The sequence below is a fragment of the Streptomyces sp. NPDC090022 genome (assembly GCF_044748145.1).
GTDB lineage: Bacteria > Actinomycetota > Actinomycetes > Streptomycetales > Streptomycetaceae > Streptomyces.
The window spans coordinates 18,441-40,618 of the sequence record NZ_JBIVFN010000024.1 but is presented as its reverse complement, the minus strand read 5'-3'; the positions used below and the strand labels follow the sequence as shown (position 1 = coordinate 40,618).

Annotated in this window: 22 protein-coding genes; 9 read left to right on the top strand and 13 right to left on the bottom strand. The window is 72.6% G+C overall.

Translation table 11 applies throughout. From position 1 onward, the window contains the following. The first annotated feature begins 48 nt into the window (after window positions 1-48). Together ACIPXB_RS30160 and ACIPXB_RS30155 are read left to right on the top strand one after the other, a co-directional pair. Window positions 49-906 carry a LuxR family transcriptional regulator gene (locus ACIPXB_RS30160; RefSeq protein WP_401454894.1) on the top strand — a complete coding sequence of 286 codons (858 nt, stop codon included), beginning with the start codon at window positions 49-51 and terminating at the stop codon, window positions 904-906. 30 nt (window positions 907-936) lie between these two features. Further along, on the top strand, window positions 937-1,923 hold the full coding sequence (locus ACIPXB_RS30155; RefSeq protein WP_401454893.1) for a histidinol-phosphate transaminase: 987 nt from the start codon (window positions 937-939) through the stop codon (window positions 1,921-1,923). Window positions 1,924-2,547: 624 nt separating this feature from the next. Here the strand turns inward: ACIPXB_RS30155 and ACIPXB_RS30150 are convergent. The 5 genes from ACIPXB_RS30150 to ACIPXB_RS30130 all read right to left on the bottom strand — a co-directional run bounded on the left by ACIPXB_RS30150 (window position 2,548) and on the right by ACIPXB_RS30130 (window position 9,213). After that, window positions 2,548-4,245, bottom strand: a complete 1,698-nt coding sequence (locus ACIPXB_RS30150) for a class I adenylate-forming enzyme family protein (protein ID WP_401454892.1) — start codon at window positions 4,243-4,245, stop codon at window positions 2,548-2,550. A 117-nt stretch (window positions 4,246-4,362) separates the two neighbouring features. After that, window positions 4,363-5,256: a prephenate dehydrogenase/arogenate dehydrogenase family protein gene (locus ACIPXB_RS30145; protein WP_401454891.1), complete on the bottom strand. Its 894-nt coding sequence runs from the start codon at window positions 5,254-5,256 to the stop codon at window positions 4,363-4,365. Beyond that, entirely contained in the window at window positions 5,253-7,388 is a 2,136-nt protein-coding gene (pabB, locus tag ACIPXB_RS30140) for an aminodeoxychorismate synthase component I (RefSeq protein ID WP_401454889.1), read from the bottom strand. The genes ACIPXB_RS30145 and pabB overlap by 4 nt, the downstream gene beginning before the upstream one ends. Next, entirely contained in the window at window positions 7,385-7,687 is a 303-nt protein-coding gene (locus tag ACIPXB_RS30135) for a chorismate mutase family protein (protein ID WP_401454886.1), read from the bottom strand. Before ACIPXB_RS30135 ends, pabB begins: the two co-directional genes overlap by 4 nt. 230 nt (window positions 7,688-7,917) lie before the next feature. Beyond that, window positions 7,918-9,213 (bottom strand): MFS transporter, encoded by a 1,296-nt coding sequence (locus tag ACIPXB_RS30130; RefSeq protein ID WP_401454883.1) that lies wholly within the window; start codon window positions 9,211-9,213, stop codon window positions 7,918-7,920. Window positions 9,214-9,312: 99 nt separating this feature from the next. Between ACIPXB_RS30130 and ACIPXB_RS30125 the strand changes: the two genes are divergently transcribed. Further along, window positions 9,313-10,239 carry a LysR family transcriptional regulator gene (locus tag ACIPXB_RS30125; RefSeq protein WP_401454882.1) on the top strand — a complete coding sequence of 309 codons (927 nt, stop codon included), beginning with the start codon at window positions 9,313-9,315 and terminating at the stop codon, window positions 10,237-10,239. On the opposite strand, the gene ACIPXB_RS30120 is transcribed toward ACIPXB_RS30125, so the two are convergent. From ACIPXB_RS30120 to ACIPXB_RS30100, 5 genes are all read right to left on the bottom strand, one after another. After that, window positions 10,223-11,227 (bottom strand): LuxR C-terminal-related transcriptional regulator, encoded by a 1,005-nt coding sequence (locus ACIPXB_RS30120; protein ID WP_401454880.1) that lies wholly within the window; start codon window positions 11,225-11,227, stop codon window positions 10,223-10,225. The two genes, ACIPXB_RS30125 and ACIPXB_RS30120, sit on opposite strands and share 17 nt — an antisense overlap. Window positions 11,228-11,438: 211 nt before the next feature. Next, window positions 11,439-12,095, bottom strand: coding sequence for an ATP-dependent Clp protease proteolytic subunit (locus ACIPXB_RS30115; RefSeq protein ID WP_401454878.1), 657 nt, complete (start codon window positions 12,093-12,095; stop codon window positions 11,439-11,441). A gap of 57 nt (window positions 12,096-12,152) precedes the next feature. After that, window positions 12,153-12,752, bottom strand: coding sequence for an ATP-dependent Clp protease proteolytic subunit (locus ACIPXB_RS30110; RefSeq protein WP_401455011.1), 600 nt, complete (start codon window positions 12,750-12,752; stop codon window positions 12,153-12,155). Between the two features lie 299 nt (window positions 12,753-13,051). Continuing rightward, entirely contained in the window at window positions 13,052-13,423 is a 372-nt protein-coding gene (locus ACIPXB_RS30105) for a cupin domain-containing protein (protein WP_401454876.1), read from the bottom strand. A gap of 56 nt (window positions 13,424-13,479) precedes the next feature. Then, the gene (locus tag ACIPXB_RS30100) at window positions 13,480-14,199 is read right to left on the bottom strand and encodes an alpha/beta hydrolase (protein WP_401454874.1); all 720 of its coding nucleotides are present in this window, start codon (window positions 14,197-14,199) and stop codon (window positions 13,480-13,482) included. 113 nt (window positions 14,200-14,312) lie between these two features. On the opposite strand from ACIPXB_RS30100, the gene ACIPXB_RS30095 reads away from it, so the two are divergent. The 3 genes from ACIPXB_RS30095 to ACIPXB_RS30085 all read left to right on the top strand — a co-directional run bounded on the left by ACIPXB_RS30095 (window position 14,313) and on the right by ACIPXB_RS30085 (window position 16,906). Continuing rightward, window positions 14,313-15,461, top strand: a complete 1,149-nt coding sequence (locus ACIPXB_RS30095; RefSeq protein ID WP_401454871.1) for an adenosine deaminase — start codon at window positions 14,313-14,315, stop codon at window positions 15,459-15,461. Window positions 15,462-15,596: 135 nt separating this feature from the next. After that, a complete protein-coding gene (locus tag ACIPXB_RS30090) occupies window positions 15,597-15,899 on the top strand; it encodes a hypothetical protein (RefSeq protein WP_401454869.1) in 303 nt (100 codons plus the stop codon). 134 nt (window positions 15,900-16,033) lie between these two features. Beyond that, window positions 16,034-16,906 (top strand): hypothetical protein, encoded by an 873-nt coding sequence (locus ACIPXB_RS30085; protein ID WP_401454867.1) that lies wholly within the window; start codon window positions 16,034-16,036, stop codon window positions 16,904-16,906. A gap of 31 nt (window positions 16,907-16,937) precedes the next feature. Here the strand turns inward: ACIPXB_RS30085 and ACIPXB_RS30080 are convergent, their stop codons facing one another. The 3 genes from ACIPXB_RS30080 to ACIPXB_RS30070 are packed head-to-tail and all read right to left on the bottom strand — an operon-like array spanning window position 16,938 to window position 18,477. Then, window positions 16,938-17,147, bottom strand: coding sequence for a PspC domain-containing protein (locus tag ACIPXB_RS30080; RefSeq protein ID WP_401454865.1), 210 nt, complete (start codon window positions 17,145-17,147; stop codon window positions 16,938-16,940). A gap of 53 nt (window positions 17,148-17,200) precedes the next feature. Continuing rightward, the gene (locus ACIPXB_RS30075) at window positions 17,201-17,833 is read right to left on the bottom strand and encodes a VanZ family protein (RefSeq protein WP_401454862.1); all 633 of its coding nucleotides are present in this window, start codon (window positions 17,831-17,833) and stop codon (window positions 17,201-17,203) included. A gap of 44 nt (window positions 17,834-17,877) precedes the next feature. Next, complete coding sequence (locus tag ACIPXB_RS30070) at window positions 17,878-18,477, bottom strand: PH domain-containing protein (RefSeq protein WP_401454860.1); 600 nt, start codon at window positions 18,475-18,477, stop codon at window positions 17,878-17,880. 263 nt (window positions 18,478-18,740) lie between these two features. On the opposite strand from ACIPXB_RS30070, the gene deoC reads away from it, so the two are divergent. Genes deoC through ACIPXB_RS30055 form a run of 3 tightly spaced genes read left to right on the top strand, consistent with a single transcriptional unit; the run spans window position 18,741 to window position 22,061 of the window. Continuing rightward, a complete protein-coding gene (gene deoC / locus ACIPXB_RS30065) occupies window positions 18,741-19,703 on the top strand; it encodes a deoxyribose-phosphate aldolase (protein WP_401455010.1) in 963 nt (320 codons plus the stop codon). Between the two features lie 5 nt (window positions 19,704-19,708). Beyond that, window positions 19,709-21,172: an aldehyde dehydrogenase family protein gene (locus ACIPXB_RS30060; RefSeq protein ID WP_401454858.1), complete on the top strand. Its 1,464-nt coding sequence runs from the start codon at window positions 19,709-19,711 to the stop codon at window positions 21,170-21,172. After that, entirely contained in the window at window positions 21,165-22,061 is an 897-nt protein-coding gene (locus ACIPXB_RS30055; RefSeq protein WP_401454855.1) for an aldehyde dehydrogenase family protein, read from the top strand. The genes ACIPXB_RS30060 and ACIPXB_RS30055 overlap by 8 nt, the downstream gene beginning before the upstream one ends. The last annotated feature ends 117 nt before the right edge of the window (window positions 22,062-22,178 follow it).

Sequence of the window (22,178 nt, the reverse complement as noted above, 5' to 3'; positions counted from 1 at the left end):
GCGTACGCACGCCCCACCCCACCCACCCGACCCGAAAGGCACCCGCCCATGACCCACAGCACCCTCACCCTTTCCCCCGTCCCCACCCAGGCCCCGGCCCCGGCCCCGGACGCCACGACGGCCTCCGCCACCCTCCGGCGGATGGCCGACACCCTGGACAGCCTGTCCCGGTACGCCGCCGAAGCCGCCCAGACCCAGCCGCGGGCGCCGGAGCCGGCCGCCCCGCCGCCCGGGTCCGGGGCCCGGATCGAGTACGTCCACGGCCCCGAGCGGATCACGTACGCCATCCACGAGGCCCTCGGCCGGGCCCGGCGGGAGATCCTCACCGCCCAGCCCGACGGCCCGCGCCCCGGCGCCACCCTCGACGAGGCGTACGCCGCGGTCCGCGACCACCTCTCCCGGGGGGTCGCCATGCGCACGCTCTACCAGCACAGCTCGCGCTTCCACGAGCCCACCAAGCGCTACGTGGCGACCGTCCAGAAGCACGGCGCGCAGGTCCGTACCCTGCCGGAGTTCTTCGACCGGCTGATCGTCATCGACGGCGAGGTGTCCTTCATCCCCGCCGACGGGGAGCGCGGATCGGCCGTCGTCATCCGCGACCGCGCGGTCACCGGCTTCCTCACCGACGTCTTCGAGAAGGCCTGGGACCGGGCCGAGCCCTTCCCGTTCCGGCCGGTGCGGGCCGCCGACGCCGCCTCCGAGGTGGTGCCGGACATGCGCCGGGCCATCCGCAAGCTGCTGATCGAGGGCTGCTCCGACAAGGCCATCGCGCGCCGGCTCGGGGTCAGCCTGCGGTCGGTCCAGGGCCACATCTCGTGCCTGCGCGACCAGTACGGCGCGCAGCACCGCTTCCAGCTCGGCTACCTGATGGGCCGAGGCGAGGAAGCCTTACCCGCCATCGACTGAAACCGATCGAAACCGACTGAAAGGGACCCCATGCACACCCTGAACGCGAACGAGAACCCCTACCCGCCCCTCCCGTCGGTCGTCGCGGCCCTCGCGGAGGCGGCGGGCCGGGCCAACCGCTACCCCGACCGCCTCTCCACGGACCTGACCGCGGCCCTCGCGGCCCGCCTGGCCGTCCCGGCCGCGCACCTCGCGCTGGGCGCCGGCTCCTGCGGGGTGCTCCAGCACCTGCTGCACGCGCTGGTGCGGGACGGGGACGAAGTGCTGTACGCCTGGCCCTCGTTCGAGGCGTATCCGCACCTGACCGAGGTCAACCGGGCGGTGTCCGTCCGGGTGCCGCTGCGGGCGGACGCCTCGCACGACCTGGAGGCGATGGCGGAGGCGATCGGGACCCGCACGCGGGTGGTCTTCGTCTGCAACCCCAACAACCCGACGGGCACGGTGGTCGGCCGGGCCGCGCTGAACCGTTTTCTCGACCGGGTGCCGGCCGGGGTGACGGTCGTCCTGGACGAGGCGTACCGGGAGTTCGTCACCGACCCGGATTCGCCGGACGGTATGGACCTGTACCGGGACCGGCCGGACCTGGTGGTCGTACGGACCTTCTCCAAGGCCTACGGCCTGGCCGGCCTGCGCGTCGGCTACGCGGTGGCCCACGAGCCGGTGGCGGCGGCGATCCGCGCGTCGGCGGTGCCGTTCGGGGTGAACGCGGTCGCCCAGTACGGGGCGGTGGCCTCGCTGGCCGCGGAGCCGGAACTCCTCGACCGGGTCGAGACCCTGGTCAAGGAACGCGACCGGACGGCGCAGGGCCTGGCTGACGTGGGCCTGCCGGTACCGCGGACGGAGGCGAACTTCGTCTGGCTGGACCTCGGTGACGCCGACCGCACGGCCGCCCTGGCGCAGGCCTTCGCCGCGGCGGGCATAGCGGTCCGCTTCTTCCCGGGCGAGGGCATCCGCGTGACGATCGGCTCCGCCGAAGCCAATGACGCGGTCCTCACGGTCGCGTCCGCCTTCGCCTGACGCAGCCGCTGCCCCAGCCGCTGCCGCAACCGCTGCGCGGAGCCGTTCCCCACCCCGCCCCTTCCCGAGCCGGGGCCCTGCCCCGGACCCCGCGCCTCAATCGCCGGCGGGGCTGGGTGGCGGGGCTCCGCCCCCGAACCCCCGTACGTGCGCTTCGCGCCCGTGCGCTCAAACGCCGCGCGGGCTGGACATGCCGCTGCGCGGCACTTCTCAGCCCCGCCGGGCACCCAACCCTGCGCCTCCGGGTCCGCTTCCGGCGCCTCGGGGTCCCCATTCCAGCCCCGCCGGCGTTTGAGGCGCGGGGTCCGGGGCAGGGCCCCGAAACCGGCCCTCCGGGCCCGTTTCCAGCGCTGCCGGGTACCCGATCCCGGCCTGCCGGGCTGCCTTCCGGCGCCGCCGGGCCCCCATTCAGCCTCGCCGGCGATTGAGGCGCGGGGTCCGGGGCGGAGCCCCGAAACCGGCCCTCCGGGCTCGCTTCCGCGCCGCCGGGCACCCAACCCAGCCCCGCCGGCGTTCGAGGCGCGGGGGCATGGGGGCGGAGCCCCCGAAACCGGCCCGGCGACCAGCCGCCGCCGCCCCGTCCCGGCCCGCCCCTCGCCGGGCCGGGACGGGGCAGTCCCGAGGTCAGCCCGCCACGGCGAGCGACTTGCCGGCGCCACCGGCATCCCGCAGGTACGCCCCCAGATCCGCGTACTTCTCCCGCAGCTTCCGCTTCAGCACCTTCCCCGTCACCCCCACCGGGAAGTCCGCCTCACCGGCCGCCACCTCCAGCAGCCGCAGCGCCGGCTGCCCGGCCGCCGCCAGCGCCTCGTTCGCGCGCAGCAGCAGCTTCTCCGCGTCCACGGCCACGGCCACCGCCTCCGGCGTGGTGACCACCGCCACCGGCACCACGGCCCCGTCCTCCTCGCCGGCGATCACCGCGACGTCGTCGAACTCGGGCACGTCGTTCAGCAGCACCTCCTCCATCAGCGTCGAGTACGCCGGCCCGGCGGCCGTCAGGATCTGGTCCGCGGCCCGGTCCACGAGGTAGAAGTCGCCGCCTGCGTCCTTGTACGCCATGTCGCCCGGCAGCCAGTACCCGGCCAGCTTGTAGCGGTACGTCGTCGCCGAGTCGCCCCAGTAGCCGGGCGTGATCGCCGGCCCCTTGGCGGCCAGGAAGCCGACCTCGCCGACGTCCGCGTGGCTGCCGTCCTTGCGCAGGATCGCGACCTCCGCGACCCCCACCGGCTGCCCGGCGCACCGGTCGTTGCGCACGCTGTCCTTCGTACGGATCTTCAGCAGGACGCCCCAGCCCAGCTCCGTCGTACCCAGCCGGTCGAAGAACTGCGCCGACGGCAGGTGCGCCGAACGGTGCTCCAGCGTCCGCGTGATGTGCGCCTGGTGCACGGCGTCGCCGATCGACACCCACGAGCCGACGCTGTCCAGCGCCCCGTCCGTCCGCTCCAGCGCGGCCAGTTCGGCGTACGAGTGCGCGAAGGCCATCACCGCCGTCGGCTTGTGCGCGGCCACCGTAGCCGCCAGCTCCTCGCCGCTGCGGTCGCTGTGCGCGACGAGCGGGGTGCCGGCCAGCACCGCGTACACGGTGAACGCGATGCAGCCCAGGTGCGACTGCGGCAGCGCGGTCAGCATCAGCGCGCCCGGCTGCTCCTTGAAGTCCACGAGCCGGAACTGCGGGCCGGCCACGATCGTGCCGTGCGTGTGGATGGTCGGCTTCGGGCGGCCGGTCGTCCCCGAGGAGTGCAGGATGACCACCGGGTCCTCGGAGACGTGGTTCCAGTACGCCCCGGCCGGGAGCTCCGCCGCGGGCGGCGCCGGCAGGCTCTCCTCCTCCTGGGTCCAGGCCAGCCCGTCCAGGATCTCGCTGCTCGCCCGCAGCTGCGCCAGCCGGCCGCGGTCGGCGTACAGGCCGACCGGGGTGGTCTGCTCGATCAGCGACTCGGCGATCGGCGCCGTGGCCTTGCTGTTGATGAGCACGGCGATCGCGCCGATCTGCGCGAGGGCGTAGAAGTGCACGGAGTACGCGAAGGAGTCCTCGAACCAGACCGCGACCCGGTCCTTGGGCTGCACGCCCTGCGCCAGGTACCAGGCCGACCAGGCCTGGGCCAGGCCGTCGACCTCGGCCAGGCTCCAGTCGTGCTGCTCGGCGCCCGCCAGATCGGTGATCGGCCGGGTGGAGTGGACGAAGGGCGTGGTGGGGCTCGGGCTGGCCGCGAGCGCGGAACGCAGCAGGTTGCCGCCGCCGACGCTCTTGTCGGCGGCCAGCGCCGCGCGCTGCCCGGGGTCGAGGACGGTCGCGGCGAAGCCCGTGCGGGAGTCGGTCATGTCGTGCCTCTCTGATGAGGGGTGCGGTACGTAAACGGTGCGATGCCGTGAGATGCGCGCGTTCGTGCGTGCGTGACAGAGCGGGGCGGAGCGGGGCGGAGCGTCCGGCGGGAACCGTCAGACGTTCGCGAAGATCCGCGCGCACAGCTCGCGGTAGTTGTCGAGCTCGGCGCCCAGCGCGCCGCGGACCTTGGCCATCAGGGCCGTGAAGTCCTCCTCGGTGCCGTCCTTGACGGTGTCGGCGAGCCGGCGGGCCGCCTCGGCCAGGGCCGTACGGGCGCTCACCGCCTGCGGGTTGGCCGCCTGCACGTCCCAGTACACCTCCGGGGTGCCGGAGGAGACCCGGGCCAGCAGCGAGGCCAGCGTCTTGTGCGGGGGCGGCGCGATCTTGGCGACCTCTTCGACGTCCGTGCCCATCCGGGACAGCGCGAGGCCGAAGGAGAGCACGGTCGCGTGGGTCAGCGCCTGGGAGACCGCGGTCAGCCGGTCGTGCTCGGCGGCCTCGACCCGGACCACGCGCCCGCCCCAGGACTCCACCAGGCGCAGCAGCTCGGCGGTGAGCGGGCCGCCGTACGTCACCGAGGCCGCCACCACCCGGCCCTCGAACCCGAGGGCCGGGGCGAACATGGGGTTCAGGCCCAGCGCCTCGACGGCGTCCCCGTCGACGTGCGCGCGGAACTCCTCGTCGATGCGCTGCTTGACGGAGAGGGTGTCGACCAGGAGGGCGCCCGGACGCAGCGCGGCCGCCACCCCCTTGACCGCGGCCAGCGCCACCGGTTCGGGCACCGCCAGCACCACGACGTCGGCCTTGCCCAGCTCCTTCTCCAGCCGCGGCGAGAGGTCGGTGATGTCGCCGTGGATGCTGCGGGCGCCGCCCGGCGCCGGGGCCCCGGCACCGGCCGGGTCCACGACACAGATCTGTACGCCGCTGCCCTGGAGCTTCTCGGTGAACAGCCGGCCGACCGCGCCCTGGCCGCCGACGATCACCGCCCGGCGGATGCCGCCACTCACGCCGCGCTCCGCGAACCAGTGGCAGCTCCCGGGCCCTGCCGGAGCGCGGTGCCCAGCACCGCCTGCACCATGGCCCGGGACTTGACCACCGTCTCCTCGAACTCCTCGTCCGGGTCGGACAGCGCGATCACCGCGCCCCCGACTCCGAAGGTGACCCGGTCCTCGGTGGCGACCAGCGTGCGGATGACGATGTTCAGGTCGGCCGCGCCGCCCAGCGAGAACCAGCCCAGCGAGCCCGAGTACACCCCGCGGGCGCCCTCCTCCAGCCGGTCGATGATCTCCATGGTGCGGACCTTCGGCGCGCCCGTCATCGATCCGCCGGGGAAGGCCGCCCGGACCGCCGAGACCGCCGACTCGCCCTCGCGCAGGGTGCCGCGGATGGTGGACACCAGCTGGTGCACCGGCGCGTACGTCTCGACGTCGAAGAGCCTCGGCACATGCACCGAGCCGACCTCGGAGACGACGTTGAGGTCGTTGCGGATCAGGTCCACGATCATCAGGTTCTCGGCGCGGTCCTTCTCGTTGCCGAGCAGGTCCGCCCTGAGCGCCTCGTCCTCGGCCGGCGTGGCGCCGCGCGGCCGGGTGCCCTTGATGGGCTTGGACTCTGCGGTGCGGTCGGTGCCGACCGTCATGAAGCGCTCCGGGGAGGCACTGAGGACCGCGACCCCGGGGAAGTCCAGCAGCGCGCCGTACGGGACGGGGCTGATCCGGCGCAGCTCGGCGAAGGTCTCCAGCGGGTCGATCCGGGTCTTCAGGGCGACCTGGTTGGTCAGGCAGACCTCGTAGCTCTCGCCGTCGCGGATCTCCTGGTGGATCTCGGCGATCCGGGCCAGGTAGCCCGCCCGGTCGTGGCGCATGCGGACCAGACCGGCGAGCGCCGGGTCGGTCATCCCGGTGGTGGCCAGGCCCCGGGGACCGGCCGCCGGGCGCGGGGCCGCGGCGGAGCCGAGGGCGCGCAGCCGGGCCGCCGTACGCTCCAGCCAGCCGCGGGCGTCGAGGTCGCCGCCCGCCCGGTCCTCGGACAGCGCGAGCAGGTACGTGACGCCCTCGGCGTGGTCGAAGGCCACCATCCGGTCGGCGAACAGCAGGGCCGCGTCCGGGGTGTCGGCCTTGTGCGCCTCCTGGCCGCCGCTGTCGGCCTTCAGTTCGTAGCCGAGGTAGCCGACGTACCCGAGGTTGAAGTCGAAGGGCAGCCCCTCGGGAACGGGCACCGCCCGCTCCTCCACCTGCTCCTCCAGGTACGTGAACACGCTCTGCGCCACGAGCTCGTCGCGGCCGCCGGGCCGCTGCACGCGCACCGTGCGCTCCAGCACCTGGTAGGTGACGTACTCCGAGAGCGGGCCGGTGCCGTCGCCCATGAACGAGAACCGCGACAGGCCGTCGATCACGCTGCTGCTGTCGAGCCAGAACCCGTGCGCGTTGCCCGCGAACAGCTCCCGGTAGACGCGCTCGGTGTCGGGCAGCAGCGGCAGCCTCTCCACGTGCAGGCGGTACGGGGCGCGCGCGGCGCCGGCCGCGGCGTGCCCACCCGTGGCCGCGGCCACGGGCCGGGTGGCGGCGTACGCGAGGGCCTGGTCGCGGAAGTTGGCGAGCAGCTCCCGGCCGTACTCGCTGCTGATGGACTCGGGGTGGAACTGCACCCCCCACACCGGCAGGCTGCGGTGCCGTACCGCCATGACGACGCCGTCGGCGGTCCAGGCGGTCGGCTCCAGCTCCTCGGGCAGCCGGATCGCGGCGAGCGAGTGGTAGCGCACCACGTCGTAGGGCGAGGGGATCCCGGCGAAGAGTTCGCTGCCGTCGTGCGTGATCGAGGAGATCCGGCCGTGCATCGGCAGCGGCGCGTGCGCGACCTCGCCGCCGAAGAGGTGGCAGATGCCCTGGTGGCCCAGGCACACCCCGAGGACCGGCAGGCCGCTCTCCAGGATGGCGCGGCGGCTGATGCCGAAGTCCCGCTCGCGCTCGGGCCGGCCCGGTCCGGGGGAGACGACGACGGCGTCGTAGTCCGCCATGTCCAGCGAGGACCAGTCGGTCTCGTTGGTGACGACCACCGGAGGGCGGCCGTTCACCTCCCCGAGCAGCTGGTAGAGGTTGTAGGTGAACGAGTCGTGGTTGTCGATCAGCAGGGTCCTCATGACGCGGCCGCCATTTCGAGGTCCTCGACCCGGCAGGTCTCCTCGATCACGAGATCGTAGAGCCGGCGCAGGAAGCCGAGGTCGATCCCGTGCTCCGCGCCGAACGCCGCGGCCCGCTCCTGGACCAGCCCGATGCGGTGCGGCTGCATCATCGGGATGTCCTGGGCCTTCTTCACGCGGGCGATCTCCACACAGATCTCGATCCGTGCCCGCACTTCCCCGAGAAGCCGCTCGTCGATCCGGTCCAGCCGCGCGCGCAACTCGTCAATACCGGCGGTGGCTTGCGCCGTGCCTTTCATGACTGCCCTCCCGCTCTCCCCGCGTAACTCACGGATATCGCTTCACACGAGCACCTTGGCCCGGCGGGCGGGGGCGGGAGAAGGGACGGCAAGGCTCGTGAATGCGCAGTGCGCATTCACGAGCCTGGAGGAGGAGTCCGCCGGGGCCGCGGGAGGAGATCCGGAGGCCGCCCGGGCGTGGCGCTCAGCGGGCGCCGGGCGTGGCGCTCAGCGGGCGCCGGGCGTGGCGCTCAGCGGGCGCCGAGCAGGGCGCGTGCCGTGGCGGCCCGCTCCGCGCGGGCGGCCCGGGTGCCGCAGAGCGTGATCGAGACGACGCCCAGGACGGCCACCAGCGCGAACGCCACCGTCGCCGGCCAGCCGCCCGCGTGGTAGGCGAGGGCGCCCAGCGTGCCGCCGGCGCTGGAGCCGAGGTAGTACGCCGACTGGTACAGCGCGGACGCCTGCGCCCGGCCCGTCTTCGCCGTACGGCTGACCGCCGACGAGGCCACCGCGTGCCCCGCGAAGAACCCGGCGGTGATCAGCACCAGTCCGGCCACGATCGCCACCAGCGCGTCGCCGAGCGAGAGCAGCAGGCCCAGCGCGGTGGTGGCCACCGCCAGGTACAGCGCGCCGCGCCGCCCCGTACGGGCCACCAGCTGCCCCGCGGCGGCCGAGGAGACCGTACCCACCAGGTAGACCAGGAACACCGACCCGATCACGCCCTGTCCCAGCGAGAACTCGTCCACCAGCCGGTAGCCGATCACCGTGTAGACCGCGCCGAACACCGTCATGAACAGTGCCCCGACCCCGTACAGCCGCAGCAGCAGCGGGTCGCGCAGATGGCCCGCGACGGTCCGGCCCACCGCCCGCGGCCGCAGGCTCGCCGGCGTGAAGAACCGGGCGCGCGGCAGCAGCACCAGGAAGGCCACGGTGCACAGCAGCGCCAGCGCGCCCACGGTGGCCAGCCCGGCCCGCCAGCCCCACATCTCGGCCGCCCAGCCGGTGACCATACGGCCGCTCATCCCGCCGATGGAGTTGCCCGCGACGAACAGCCCGATCGCCGCGACCAGCGCCTTGGGCCGGACCTCCTCCGCCAGGTAGGCCATCGCGGACGCCGGGACGCCGGCGAGCGCCGCGCCCTGTACGGCGCGCAGCGCCACCAGCCACTCCACGTTCGGCGCGAACGGCACCAGCAGGCCGAGCGCCACCGCGAGGACGAGGGAGACCGTCATCATCCGGGTCCGGCCGAACCGCTCCGACAGCGCGCTGAGCGGCAGCACGAACAGGGCGAGCGCCCCGGTCGCGGCGGACACGGTCCAGCTGGCCTGACCGGCCGTCACCCCGAAGCTCGTCGAGAGGGCCGGCAGCAGCGCCTGGGTGGAGTAGAGGAGGGCGAACGTCGCCAGGCCGGCGGCGAACAGGGCGAAGGTCATCCGGCGGTAGCCGGGGCGGCCGGGGGAGAGCCGGCCGGCGTCCGTGGCGGATTCCGGGGACTGCGCGGCAGAGGCACCCGGGGTGGTGGGTGCCCCGGTATGAACGGGAGGCATGTAGGCGAAACTAGACCTCTCTTTTTCATGCGTCCAATGCACAGAAGAAGGAGAATCGATCCATCCCTGCATAAGCACAGCTCACAGAGGTGGATGTCAATGAGCCGTTACGAAGAAGACATGGGCGTGACAACCATGCTCGCCCCGCGGCTCACCTACTTCGTCACGGTCGCCCGCCACGAGCACGTCACCCGGGCCGCCCACGAGCTGGGGATTCCGCAGTCCACGCTCTCCCGCGCCATCGCCCGCCTGGAGGCCGACCTCGGCGTGGTCCTCTTCGCCCGCCGCGGCCGTTCGCTCGCCCTCACCACGGCCGGCCACACCTTCCGGGCCTCCGCCGAGCGCGCGCTCGCCGAGATCGCCCGCGCGGCCACGTCCGTCCAGGACGACGCCGACCCCACCACCGGCAAGGTCGCCTTCGGCTTCCTGCACACCCTCGGCCCCGAGACCGTCCCCGGCCTCATCCGCGCCTTCCGCGCCGACCACCCCCGGGTGCGCTTCGCCCTGGTCCAGAACTACGGCGAGGCGATGATCGAGCGGCTGCGCGCCGGCGAGCTCGACCTCTGCCTGACCTCACCGGTCCCCGACGCCCCCGACCTGGTGGCCCGCCGCCTCGACGAACAGCGGCTGCGCCTGGTGGTCCCGGAGGACCACCGGCTCGCCTCCCGCAAACGCATCCGCCTGGCCGAGGCCGCCGAGGAAACCTTCGTCACCCTGGAGCCGGGCTACGGGCTGCGCCGTATCACCGACGACCTGTGCGCCGAGGCCGGCTTCACGCCGCGCGTCGCGTTCGAGGGCGAGGAGGCCGAGACCCTGCGCGGCCTGGTCGCGGCCGGCTTCGGCGTCGCCCTCCTGCCCCCGCCGGCGGTCCCCCGCCCGGGGGTGGTCGAACTGACGGTGACGGCTCCCCGGGCGGTCCGCGAGATCGGTGTGGCCTGGCTCGACGGCCACCCGGACACCCCGCCGGTGGCCGCGTTCAAACGCTTCCTGCTCTCCCGCCGCGGCCGCCTCATCCCGGATCTGTGACCGGCTGGACGTGCGCGGCGAGCAAGTAGCCCGCCTGGAAACGGGACTTCGCGCCCACCGCGCGCATCGTCTCCGCGATGTGGCGCTGGCAGGTGCGTTCCGACATGCCCAGGCGGCGGGCGATCACCTTGTCCTCCAGGCCCTCCGACAGCAGGCGCACGATCGTGCGGCGCAGTTCGTCCGACAGGGAGCGGGCCTGGTCCGGGCTGACCGTCACCGGGAACGGCTGCGCGCTCACCCAGGAGCGCTCGAAGGACTCGGCCATGAAGTGCACGACGTTCGGCTCGCGCACCACCAGGGCCGCGCCCGGCCGCCCGGGGACCGGCATCAGGCCGGTGTGCCGGTCGAAGACCAGCATGCGCATCAGGGCGTCGCCGAGGGTGCGCACCTCGGCGCCCAGGGCCGTCACCCGTTCGACATAGGCGGCGGTCGGGCGCGCATAGCGGGCCGTGTGCTGGTAGATCGTCCGCATCCGCACCCCGCGGGCCAGCAGGGCCTCGTCCCGGCCGATCGCCTCCTCCAGGGCCTCCTGCGGGTGGCGGCCGCCGGGCTGCGAGGCGAGCAGCTCCCGTTCGCACGAGGCCGCCAGCTCCGCGATCAGCGCGCGGACGGCGCCCAGGTCGGTGACCAGCTCCAGCCGGCCCGAGCCGCTCACCACGCGCTGGGCCGCGCCCGCCTCGTACGCCGGGACCAGCGCCTCCATCCGCTCGCGCAGCCGGTCCATCTCGTCGTGGGCCTCACGCACCCGCAGCGTCAGGGGTGCCAGGGCGCGCGCGGCCGCCGCCCGGGGCGGTACCGCGCTCCAGCGGTCCTCGCCACCGTCCGGGGCGCGCTGGAGCAGGTGCGCGGCCGCGAGCTCGGTGATCGCGGCCGCGGCCCGGGCGCCCAGTACGGCGGTGGCCTCGCCCGTGCCGAACGCGTGCCGCTCGGCGGCGTACGCGTACAGCCGCAGGGCGGCGGCACTCAGCTCGTGATCATCACCCGCCATGTCCTCATAGGTCCCGGCCTGTACCGTTTCGTAAACCCCTCGGGTTCCCGCAAGGCGGCAAGACGACCCCCGCCCCGGCCCCCGGGGCGCCGGCCGGCCGGGCACAGTGGACGATGACGCGCCGGACGCCCCGGGGGCCGTCCGACCGTGAGGGGGCGGTACGGCCGGACCCGCCGGGGCCGGTGCGGCCACCGGCGGGGGAGGCGGTCGATCAGGCCGGCCCCTGGCCGGCCCTCCCGCGCGGGACGATCACCTGGTCCACGATCCCGTACTCCAGCGCCTCCTGGGCGGTGAGGATCTTGTCGCGGTCCAGGTCCTCGCGGATCGTGCGGCGGTCGCGGCCGGTGTGCTCGGCCAGGATCTCCTCGACCCGGTCCCGCAGCCGCTCGATCTCCCGGGCCTGGATCTCCAGGTCGGAGACCTGCCCCTGGGCGCCGCCGGTGGCCGGCTGGTGCATCAGGACCCGGGAGTTGGGCAGGGCGATGCGCTTGCCCCTGGTCCCGGCGGCGAGGACGACCGAGGCGGCGGAGGTGGCCTGGCCCACGCAGACGGTCTGGATGTCCGGTCTGACGTACCGCATGGTGTCGTAGACGGCCATCAGTGAAGTGAGGGATCCGCCGGGGGAGTTGATGTAGAGGGAGATGTCGCGGTCCGGGTCGGCCGCCTCCAGGCACATCAACTGCGCCATGACGTCGTTCGCCGAGACGTCGTCGATCTCGGAGCCGAGGATGACGATCCGCTCCTCGAAGAGCTTCGCGTACGGGTCGTACTCCCGCACGCCGTACGCGGTGCGCTCGGTGAAGTGGGGCACGACATGGCGGGCCCGGGGCGCGTAGCCGCGCGGGGGCAGGGACGTGGGCAGGGGCATGGGTGTGGGCCTCCGTACGCTACGGACATCCGAAGGTGGGCGGGGTGGCGCGCGGGATCAGCGCGTGGCGAATCCGCCGCCGCCCGGCATGGCCGGGGTGGACCGGATCACGTCGTCGATGAGGCCGTACTCCTTGGCCTCCTGGGCCGAGAACCAATGGTCGCGGTCGGAATCCCGGGTGATCCGCTCGACGTCGTTTCCGGAATGCAGGGCGATGAGTTCCGCCATTTCCCGCTTCGTCTTGACCAGGTGCCGCACATGAATGCGGATGTCGCTGGCCGAGCCGGAAATACCGGCGGACGGCTGGTGCATCAGGATCTTCGCGTGCGGCAGCGCGAAACGCTTTCCGGGAGCGCCCGCGGTGAGCAGGAACTGGCCCATGGACGCGCAGAATCCCATGGCGATGGTGACGACGTCGTTCTTGATGAGCTGCATCGTGTCGTACACGGCCATGCCGGCGGTCACCGAGCCGCCGGGGGAGTTGATGTAGAGGTAGATGTCCTCCTCCGACTGTGCCGCCAGCATCAGCAGTTGGGCCGTGATGCGGTTGGCGGTCTCGTCGTCGACGGGCTGGCCGAGGAAGACGATCCGGTGCTGGAGCAGGCTGCCGAACACCTGGTCGCCCATGCCCCAGGGCGGTCCGCCCGCCTGGTCCATATGCGGCGTCGCGAGGTCTGATTCCGGTATCAGATAATCGGTCTGGACAAGCATGGAACCCCCCTGTTGTTCCCATGGTCATTCCCACGGCGAAACGGTCGGACTTCCCTTTACCGACCGGCGTCCGTCCATTCCGGAACGTATTTCCGATCGTCACGCTTCGGACCGTAGCACGATCATCGTGGACGTCGAGGGCGGCCGGAATGGAGTTCGCTCAGAGCGTGGGAAACCCCCGACTGCGGGGGCGGATTTCGCTCAGAGCTTGTCATCCGACCGGCTCGGTCGGGCGGAGTTCGCGATCAGCCCGATTGCCCTTTCGCGTAGTCGCCGAAGCCCGTCCAGTCCAGCACCACGCACGGCTCGTCGCCGATGACCCACGCGTCATGACCCGGGGTCACCTGTATGAAGTCGCCCGGGCCCACCTCGCCCTGCTCGCCGTCGTCCATCACGATGGCCATCCGGCCGCTCACCACGTACCCCGTGTGCGCGGACTGGCAGCTGTCCGTGCCCGCCAGCGGCTTCACGTGCTGCGTCCACCGCCAGCCGGGCTCGAAGACCGCGCGGCCCACCGCGCCGCCGTCGGTGTGGAGCAGATCCAGACGGCCCTTGCCGTCCTCGAAGGGACGGGTCTCGTCCGCTGCCTCGAAGTTCCTGGTCACCAGTCCGGCCATGGCAGCCGCCTCCGGTTGCGAGAACAGCCCCGAGTCCGCCTTCCACTGTACGCCGGTCAGCCCCGCAGGGCCCGGCCGAAACCCGAGGCCAGGGGCATCCGCAGACCCAGCGGCGGCGGCGCCGCCAGCGCGTCCGCCACCGGGCGGGAGTAGCGCCCCGAGCACACCGAACCGAGCACGAAGTCGACGGCCAGCGCCACCACTTCGTCCTGGTGCTCGCGCAGCCCGTGCCCGTCCGAGTGCACCTCGAACCGGCACGTGGAACGATTCGCCTTCTTCGCGCGCGCCGCCAGCCGGTACGACGACTCCGGGTCGCTGCGCTCGTCGTTGGTGCCGTGCACGATCAGCACGTGCCGTCCGGTGAGCTGCTTCACCGGTTCGGGCGAGACCCCGGCTCCCGTCCCCGGCAGACAAGGGGACAGCGCCAGCACCGAGTTGACGGCGTCGTGCCCGGCCGCCGTCAGTGCCGCGTGGCCGCCCGCCCCGTACCCGGCCAGGCACACCGGCACGTCCCCGTACCGGCGGACCACCTCGTCGGCCGCCCACCGCGCCGCCTCCTGGCGGGGCCGCTCCCCGTGCCGCACGGTGTGCGTGACCAGGCCCTGCGGCCCGCCGGCCCGGGCCAGCGCCCGTACCAGCGGCCGCACCGGACCGGAGACCCACCGGGACGCTCCGGGAAGCAGGAGCACCACACCACTGACCGTCGAGCTCGTGCCGTTCGCGCCGGCCGCCCGCCCCAGGCGGGCCCCGCGCGCCGGCGGCGCATGCGTAGCCATGGCGGAACAGTCTCAGACGCCGAGGTGTACGCCACCCGTCCGCACGGTCACTGTTACGTATCGACCCCTGTCGGCGGCCTGTCGCTCTACGCGCGTAGGAGTAGAGTGCCCGGATGACGAGCGAGACCCCCAACCTGCCCACCCCGGATCAGATCCGCCGGTCCCCGAAGGTGCTGCTGCACGACCACCTCGACGGCGGACTGCGTCCCGGGACCATCATCGAGCTGGCCGAGGCGGTCGGTTACGACAAGCTTCCCGAGACCGACGCCGACAAGCTCGGCATCTGGTTCCGCGACGCCGCCGACTCCGGTTCCCTCCCGCGCTACCTGGAGACGTTCGCGCACACCTGCGCCGTCATGCAGACCAAGGAGGCCCTCTTCCGGGTCGCCGCCGAGTGCGCCGAGGACCTCGCCGAGGACGGTGTCGTCTACGCCGAGATCCGCTACGCCCCCGAGCAGCACCTCGAGGCGGGCCTGACCCTCGAAGAGGTCGTCGAGGCCGTCAACGACGGTTTCCGCGAGGGCGAGCGCCGCGCGAAGGCGGGCGGCCACCGCATCCGCGTCGGCGCCCTGCTGACCGCGATGCGCCACGCCGCCCGCGCGCTGGAGATCGCCGAGCTGGCCAACCGCTACCGCGACAACGGCGTGGTCGGCTTCGACATCGCGGGCGCCGAGGCCGGGTTCCCTCCCACCCGCCACCTCGACGCGTTCGAGTACCTCAAGCGCGAGAACAACCACTTCACCATCCACGCGGGCGAGGCCTTCGGCCTGCCGTCGATCTGGCAGGCCCTGCAGTGGTGCGGCGCCGACCGGCTCGGCCACGGTGTGAAGATCATCGACGACATCGAGGTCGCCGAGGACGGCAGCGTCACGCTGGGCCGCCTGGCGAGCTACGTGCGGGACAAGCGCATCCCGCTGGAGATGTGCCCGACCTCCAACCTGCAGACGGGCGCCGCCGCCTCGTACGCCGAGCACCCCATCGGTCTGCTGCGCAAGCTGCACTTCCGCCTCACCGTCAACACGGACAACAGGCTGATGAGCGGCACCAGCATGACCCGCGAGTTCGAGCACCTGGTCGACACGTTCGGCTATTCGCTCGACGACATGCAGTGGTTCACCGTCAATGCGATGAAGTCCGCGTTCATTCCTTTCGATGAACGACTCGCCATGATCAACGATGTGATCAAGCCGGGCTACGCGGAACTGAAGTCGGAGTGGCTGTTCCGGCAGACCGCTTCGACCAGCGGATCTGTCTCGGCCTGAGCCGAGGCATGACAAAAGAAGGCGCCCGGGGATCCGTCCCCCCGGGCGCTTTCTCGTATCGGATGACGTTTGCGGGCCGGTGTTTGGAGTGGCTAATTTGCGGAGCCGCTCCATTCCCCGTCACAAGGACTCTTCATGAAGCAGTCAGCTGCCAAGTCCCTCGGTGTCGCCGTCGTCGGTGCCGCCCTCGCTGCGGCCGCCGCCGGCACCGCCTCGGCCGCCGTCCCGGAGATCGGCCCCGCCGAGGCGCTCGGCACCGTGACCGGTGCCGCCCAGGGCCTCCCGCTGCAGGACGTCACCAAGTCGCTCACCGGCCAGGAGCAGGCCGCCGGCGCGGAAGGGCACTCGACCTCGGCGAGCGACCCGGGTCAGGTGGTCGGCCAGGCCACCGGTCTGCTCGGCGGCCTGCCGCTCAGCAACCTGCCGGTCGGTGGCTGAACCACCGCCCCACAGCACAGGCGCACGGGCGCGCTCGTGGCGCACACCCTGACGAACGGGTGTGCGCCGCGTCGCACGCCGCGCCACGCACACCACCACCCGCCCGCCGACGCACGGGGTACGAGGTCGCAGCCATGCGGATGAAGGCACGCGCGGCAACGCGCGAGAACACGCCGGGCACGGGGACGCGCGCCGCGTTGGCCACGGCCACGACACCTCGCCCCGCCCGCACACGGTCCGCCTGCACAGGGTCCGCCCGCACGCGGGCGTCGACCGTCGCGCTCCTGCCCGCCCTGCTGCTGGCGGCCACCGGCTGCGGCTCGGGCGGTACGAGCGGCGGCGCGGCCCCCGCCACGAGCCCCGACCCCAAGGGGTCCGCCGTCGCGGCCCCGGGTGCCCCCGCGGCCTCCGCCGCACCCCGCAGCGGCAGCGCCCTGGAGAAGGCCGCCCTGGAACAGGGCGATCTCCCCGGCTACCAGATTTCCGCCCAGGGCAAGAACCCGAGCGCACCGAACGGTCAGCCGCAGGCCGACAAGAAGGCCTGCCAACCGCTGGCCGACGCCATGGGCGACAAGCCCGACCCGGCCGCGCGCGAGACCGTCAACCGGGGCGTGGGCTCCCAGAAGCAGGTCGGCCTCGCCGTCTCCGCGTCCGTCAGCTCCTACAGCGAGGCCGACGCCAAGCGGCTGCTCTCCCGCCTGGGGCAGGCCGTCGCCGCCTGCGGCGCGGGCTTCACCGCCACCGTCGAGAAGCACACCGGCGCCTACCGCGACGTCAAGGCGGTCGCCTACCCCACGAACGGCGACGAGAGCGTCAGCTGGACCACGACCGCCTCCGCCGAGGGCGTCTCGGCCCTGGTCCACCTGGTCGTCGTACGCCAAGGGGCCACGGTCGTCCGGCTGATGGCGCTCAACGTGGCGGGCGGTTCGGCGAAGGCCGAAGTTCCGCACGAGGTGGCGGACAAGCAACTGGAGAAGGTGCGCGGGGCGGCGGCCGGAACCGGCTGAGAAACCACCAGGTGGAGAAGACCGGGAGGAATTACCAGGCGGCCTTGGCGCTGAAATCGGCGCGCTCGTTCGGCAGCAGCACCCACAGGGCTATGTAGACGAGGAACTGCGGTCCGGGCAGCAGGCAGGACACCAGGAATAGGGCCCGCATCATCCGCGGGGTCATTCCGAACCGCCGCGCGAGGCCGGCGCACACTCCGCCGATCATCCGTCCGTCACGGGGGCGCACCATGGCGCTCATGGTTTCTCCTTCGTAGGTGGCGACGCTGCGTCGCCGTGTCTTTTCCCTATGCCTCAATACTCCCGGTGGATGGCGGAGAGAACGTCGGTCCGCAGGCCGAGTCCGACCCTGGCAATTCTCGGGGTCGGCCCCTGAGTCCCTTCCCGGGACACCTGCCGCCGGGCCTGCGCGGCGGCCTTTTCCCGCACGCCGGCCTCGGCGGCCTCGGCGCGGGTACGGCGTACGCGCGCCCGCAGGGCCGGTACGACGGCCAGATGCGCCAGGGCCACGCCGACCGTGTTGAGCAGCACGTGGTCCACGTCGACGACCTGCCCGGGCACGGCGGTCTGCAGCATCTCGATCACGAGCGCGGTCAGCGCCCCGGCCGTGGTCGTCCGGACCAGGGAGGCCCAGGCCGCCAGCGGCGTGGGCGCGAGCCGCCCGCCCGCCAGCGGCAGCAGCACGCCGAGCGGGGCCAGCAGCACCAGGGACCCGCCGATGCGCCGGGCGGCCTCCAGCGGCCCGTACGCGAGGTCCGCCCTGATCCCCTCCAGCGGCACCAGATTGGCGGCGGCCGCCCACGGCACGTCCAGGGGCCGCAGGGTCACCCAGCCGACGAGCGCGAGGTGGGCGAGGAGCAGGACGGTGCCCAGGAGCCGGAGCCGGAGGTGTATGGCGGCACGGTCGCCGCCCTCATGACGCTGCACACCTGCGAGGACGCCGCGCCCGGTGGCGGCGGTTCCGCCTGTTGTCAGCGTGTGACGAGGAGTACCAGGAGCAGGATCGCGCCGGCGACGGCCGGGGCGATGATCTCGTACGACCAGCGCACGCCGATGCTGCCCTGCGCGGCCGGCAGCGACGCGCTGCGCTCGGCCAGCTCCTGGAGGTCGTGGACGATCTGGTCGGTGCCGGAGCGCACGACCTCGCCCGCGCCGCCCTTCTCGCGCAGCGTCTTCTTGTTGGCCCGCTTGCGGTCGCGCAGGCTGACCGGGATCGACCACATCTGGTACTTCGCGCCGCCGGCCAGGACCTCGGAGGTGTACCCGGCGCGCACCGCGTCGACGGTGCCCCAGGGCAGCTCGATGGTGCGGAAGGGGTTGCGGATGCGCAGCCGGTGGTCGTTGGAGAACACCGCGGGCCGCAGGGTGAAGGCCACCACCAGCGGCACCAGGAACAGCGTCGCCGCCACCCCGTACCAGGGCGCATTGCCGTCGCCGCGGAGCACCGCGTCCCCGCACACCCACGCGATGAGCGCCAGCAGCATCACGCCGCTGAGGATGCCCATGGGGGAGCGGTAGACCCGGTCGGCGTAGACCGGTTCGTCGGAGGGCTGCGGGGGCTGGCTCGTCATGCGGCCGATTCTGCCTCACGCCGTCCCGGCGACGCGATGGGCACCGCTTCCGGGCCCCGGCCGCCGGGTGATCAAGGCCGCCGCACGCACAGGCCCGGACCCGCCCCGCGCAAGGGATCAAGGTCGCGACGGGATGCGCCCGGACCCGCCCCGCGCAAGGGATCAAGCCCGTGCCGCGCAAGGGATCAAGGTCGCGGCGGGCACGGGATCCGGTGAGGGGGGTGACAGGTCGCTACGCGCGTAGATATGCTCATCTGGTGACCATGCCCACCACCCTCACCGCATTCGCTGACGTGACGACGTCCGACAGCGCGCTGCGCCGGTTCCTGCACGGGCTGCCGGGCGTAGACGCCGTCGGCCTGGAGGCCCGCGCGGCCGCCCTCGGCACCCGTTCGATCAAGACGACGGCCAAGGCGTACGCCATCGACCTGGCCATCTCGATGATCGACCTGACGACCCTGGAAGGCGCGGACACCCCGGGCAAGGTCCGGGCGCTCGCCGCCAAGGCCGTCCATCCCGACCCGACCGACCGCACCACCCCGATGACCGCCGCGGTCTGCGTCTACCCCGACATGGTGGCCACCGCGAAGGCCGCCCTGAACGGCGCCGACGTCAAGATCGCCTCCGTCGCCACCGCCTTCCCGGCGGGCCGCGCCGCCCTGCCGGTCAAGCTGGCCGACACCCGCGACGCCGTCGCCGCGGGCGCCGACGAGATCGACATGGTCATCGACCGCGGCGCCTTCCTCGCGGGCCGCTACCTGGAGACCTACGAGCTGATCAAGGCGATCAAGGAGGCCTGCGTCCGCGAGGACGGCACGGCCGCCCGCCTCAAGGTCATCTTCGAGACCGGCGAGCTGTCGACCTACGACAACATCCGCCGCGCCTCCTGGATCGGCATGCTCGCGGGCGCCGACTTCATCAAGACCTCCACCGGCAAGGTCGGGGTCAACGCCACCCCCGCGAACACCCTGCTCATGCTCGAGGCCGTCCGCGACTTCAAGGCGCAGACTGGAATCCAGATCGGTGTGAAGCCGGCCGGCGGCATCCGCACGACCAAGGACGCGATCAAGTTCCTGGTCCTGGTGAACGAGACCGTGGGCGAGGACTGGCTGACCAACGAGTGGTTCCGGTTCGGCGCCTCCAGCCTGCTGAACGACCTGCTCATGCAGCGCCAGAAGCTGAGCACCGGGCGTTACTCCGGTCCCGACTACGTGACGGTGGACTGATCTCCATGGCATCCCTTTTCGAGTACGCACCGGCTCCCGAGTCCCGCTCGGTCGTCGACATCGCCCCCTCCTACGGCCTCTTCATCGACGGTGAGTTCACCGAGGCCGCCGACGGCAAGGTCTTCAAGACCGTCTCGCCGTCCTCCGAGGAGGTCCTCTCCGAGATCGCCCAGGCGGGCGCGGCCGACGTCGACCGTGCCGTCAAGGCCGCCCGCAAGGCCTTCGAGAAGTGGTCCGCGCTGCCCGGTTCCGAGCGCGCCAAGTACCTCTTCCGCATCGCCCGGATCATCCAGGAGCGCAGCCGCGAGCTGGCCGTCCTGGAGACCCTGGACAACGGCAAGCCGATCAAGGAGACCCGCGACGCGGACCTCCCGCTGGTCGCCGCGCACTTCTTCTACTACGCGGGCTGGGCCGACAAGCTCGACCACGCGGCCCTCGGGCGGAGCCCGAAAATGGGCACGAGCGGTGCGAACCCCCGCCCCCTCGGCGTGGCCGGCCAGGTCATCCCGTGGAACTTCCCGCTGCTGATGCTGGCGTGGAAGATCGCCCCGGCGCTGGCGACCGGCAACACCGTGGTCCTCAAGCCCGCCGAGACGACCCCGCTCTCCGCCCTGTTCTTCGCGGACATCTGCCGCCAGGCAGGGCTGCCCAAGGGCGTCGTCAACATCCTCCCCGGTTACGGGGACGCCGGCGCGGCCATCGTCGCCCACCCCGACGTCAACAAGGTCGCTTTCACCGGCTCCACGGCCGTGGGCAAGGAGATCGCCCGCACCGTCGCCGGCACCGACAAGAGGCTCACCCTGGAGCTGGGCGGCAAGGGCGCCAACATCGTCTTCGACGACGCCCCCATCGACCAGGCCGTCGAGGGCATCGTCAACGGGATCTTCTTCAACCAGGGCCAGGTCTGCTGCGCGGGCTCGCGCCTGCTGGTCCAGGAGTCGATCCAGGACGAGCTGCTGGACTCCCTCAAGCGCCGCCTGTCCACGCTGCGCCTGGGCGACCCGCTCGACAAGAACACCGACATCGGCGCGATCAACTCCGCCGAGCAGCTCGCCCGGATCACCGCCCTCGCGGAGACCGGCGAGGCCGAGGGCGCCGAGCGCTGGTCCCCGGTCTGCGAGCTGCCGTCGGCCGGCTACTGGTTCGCCCCGACGCTCTTCACGAACGTCACCCAGGCGCACACCGTCGCCCGCGACGAGATCTTCGGCCCGGTCCTGTCGGTGCTGACCTTCCGTACGCCCGACGAGGCCGTCGCCAAGGCCAACAACAGCCAGTACGGCCTGTCCGCCGGCATCTGGACGGAGAAGGGTTCGCGCATCCTCGCGGTCGCGAACAAGCTCCGCGCCGGTGTGGTGTGGGCCAACACGTTCAACAAGTTCGACCCGACCTCGCCGTTCGGCGGCTACAAGGAGTCGGGCTTCGGCCGCGAGGGCGGCCGTCACGGTCTGGAGGCCTACCTCGATGTCTGAGCGCACTGACCGTCTGAACGTCTTCAAGACCTACAAGCTGTACGTGGGCGGGAAGTTCCCGCGTTCCGAGAGCGGCCGGGTGTACGAAGTGACGGACTCCAAGGGCAACTGGCTGGCCAACGCCCCGCTGTCCTCCCGCAAGGACGCCCGTGACGCGGTCGTCGCGGCGCGCAAGGCGTTCGGCGGCTGGTCGGGCGCGACCGCCTACAACCGCGGGCAGATCCTCTACCGCATCGCCGAGATGCTGGAGGGCCGCCGGGAGCAGTTCGTCCGCGAGGTCGGCGAGGCCGAGGGCCTGTCGAAGTCGAAGGCGGCGGCGGTCGTGGACGCGGCCATCGACCGCTGGGTCTGGTACGCGGGCTGGACCGACAAGATCGGCCAGATCGTGGGCGGGGCCAACCCGGTCGCGGGCCCGTTCTTCAACCTCTCCACCCCGGAGCCGACCGGTGTCGTCACCGTCGTCGCCCCGCAGGAGTCCTCGTTCCTGGGCCTGGTCTCGGTGATCGCCCCGGTCATCGCGACCGGCAACACGGCCGTGGTGATCGCCAGCGAGAAGTCCCCGCTCCCCGCCCTCTCCCTGGGCGAGGTGCTGGCCACCTCCGACCTGCCCGGCGGCGTGGTCAACATCCTCTCCGGCAAGGCCGCGGAGATGGGCCCGCACCTGGCGTCCCACCAGGACGTCAACGCGATCGACCTGGCGGGTGCCGACGTGGCCCTGGCCAAGGAGCTGGAGATCGCGGCGGCCGACAACCTCAAGCGCGTCCTGCGTCCACAGCCTGTGGACGACTGGAGTGCCGACCCGGGCACGCACCGCATGACGGCGTTCCTGGAGACCAAGACGGTCTGGCACCCCACGGGTTCGCTGGGCTCGGGCGGCTCCTCGTACTAGCGGTCCCGGTACGAGCGGATCCCCCGCGAGACCGGCCCCGGCAGCGATCTCCCAGCCACCGCTGGGAGGTACCCCCGCGCTGCCGGGGCTTTCGCGTACCCGCGGCCGCCGCGGTCC

What these genes read in the sequence shown, in the direction of transcription:
- ACIPXB_RS30160 (WP_401454894.1), top strand. Translation starts at nt 49, where the DNA reads ATGACCCACAGCACCCTCACCCTTTCCCCCGTCCCCACCCAGGCCCCG.
- ACIPXB_RS30155 (WP_401454893.1), top strand. Translation starts at nt 937, where the DNA reads ATGCACACCCTGAACGCGAACGAGAACCCCTACCCGCCCCTCCCGTCG.
- ACIPXB_RS30150 (WP_401454892.1), bottom strand. Translation starts at nt 4,245, where the DNA reads ATGACCGACTCCCGCACGGGCTTCGCCGCGACCGTCCTCGACCCCGGG.
- pabB (WP_401454889.1), bottom strand. Translation starts at nt 7,388, where the DNA reads ATGAGGACCCTGCTGATCGACAACCACGACTCGTTCACCTACAACCTC.
- ACIPXB_RS30135 (WP_401454886.1), bottom strand. Translation starts at nt 7,687, where the DNA reads ATGAAAGGCACGGCGCAAGCCACCGCCGGTATTGACGAGTTGCGCGCG.
- ACIPXB_RS30130 (WP_401454883.1), bottom strand. Translation starts at nt 9,213, where the DNA reads ATGCCTCCCGTTCATACCGGGGCACCCACCACCCCGGGTGCCTCTGCC.
- ACIPXB_RS30125 (WP_401454882.1), top strand. Translation starts at nt 9,313, where the DNA reads ATGAGCCGTTACGAAGAAGACATGGGCGTGACAACCATGCTCGCCCCG.
- ACIPXB_RS30120 (WP_401454880.1), bottom strand. Translation starts at nt 11,227, where the DNA reads ATGGCGGGTGATGATCACGAGCTGAGTGCCGCCGCCCTGCGGCTGTAC.
- ACIPXB_RS30115 (WP_401454878.1), bottom strand. Translation starts at nt 12,095, where the DNA reads ATGCCCCTGCCCACGTCCCTGCCCCCGCGCGGCTACGCGCCCCGGGCC.
- ACIPXB_RS30110 (WP_401455011.1), bottom strand. Translation starts at nt 12,752, where the DNA reads ATGGACCAGGCGGGCGGACCGCCCTGGGGCATGGGCGACCAGGTGTTC.
- ACIPXB_RS30105 (WP_401454876.1), bottom strand. Translation starts at nt 13,423, where the DNA reads ATGGCCGGACTGGTGACCAGGAACTTCGAGGCAGCGGACGAGACCCGT.
- ACIPXB_RS30100 (WP_401454874.1), bottom strand. Translation starts at nt 14,199, where the DNA reads ATGGCTACGCATGCGCCGCCGGCGCGCGGGGCCCGCCTGGGGCGGGCG.
- ACIPXB_RS30095 (WP_401454871.1), top strand. Translation starts at nt 14,313, where the DNA reads ATGACGAGCGAGACCCCCAACCTGCCCACCCCGGATCAGATCCGCCGG.
- ACIPXB_RS30090 (WP_401454869.1), top strand. Translation starts at nt 15,597, where the DNA reads ATGAAGCAGTCAGCTGCCAAGTCCCTCGGTGTCGCCGTCGTCGGTGCC.
- ACIPXB_RS30085 (WP_401454867.1), top strand. Translation starts at nt 16,034, where the DNA reads ATGCGGATGAAGGCACGCGCGGCAACGCGCGAGAACACGCCGGGCACG.
- ACIPXB_RS30080 (WP_401454865.1), bottom strand. Translation starts at nt 17,147, where the DNA reads ATGAGCGCCATGGTGCGCCCCCGTGACGGACGGATGATCGGCGGAGTG.
- ACIPXB_RS30070 (WP_401454860.1), bottom strand. Translation starts at nt 18,477, where the DNA reads ATGACGAGCCAGCCCCCGCAGCCCTCCGACGAACCGGTCTACGCCGAC.
- deoC (WP_401455010.1), top strand. Translation starts at nt 18,741, where the DNA reads ATGCCCACCACCCTCACCGCATTCGCTGACGTGACGACGTCCGACAGC.
- ACIPXB_RS30060 (WP_401454858.1), top strand. Translation starts at nt 19,709, where the DNA reads ATGGCATCCCTTTTCGAGTACGCACCGGCTCCCGAGTCCCGCTCGGTC.
- ACIPXB_RS30055 (WP_401454855.1), top strand. Translation starts at nt 21,165, where the DNA reads ATGTCTGAGCGCACTGACCGTCTGAACGTCTTCAAGACCTACAAGCTG.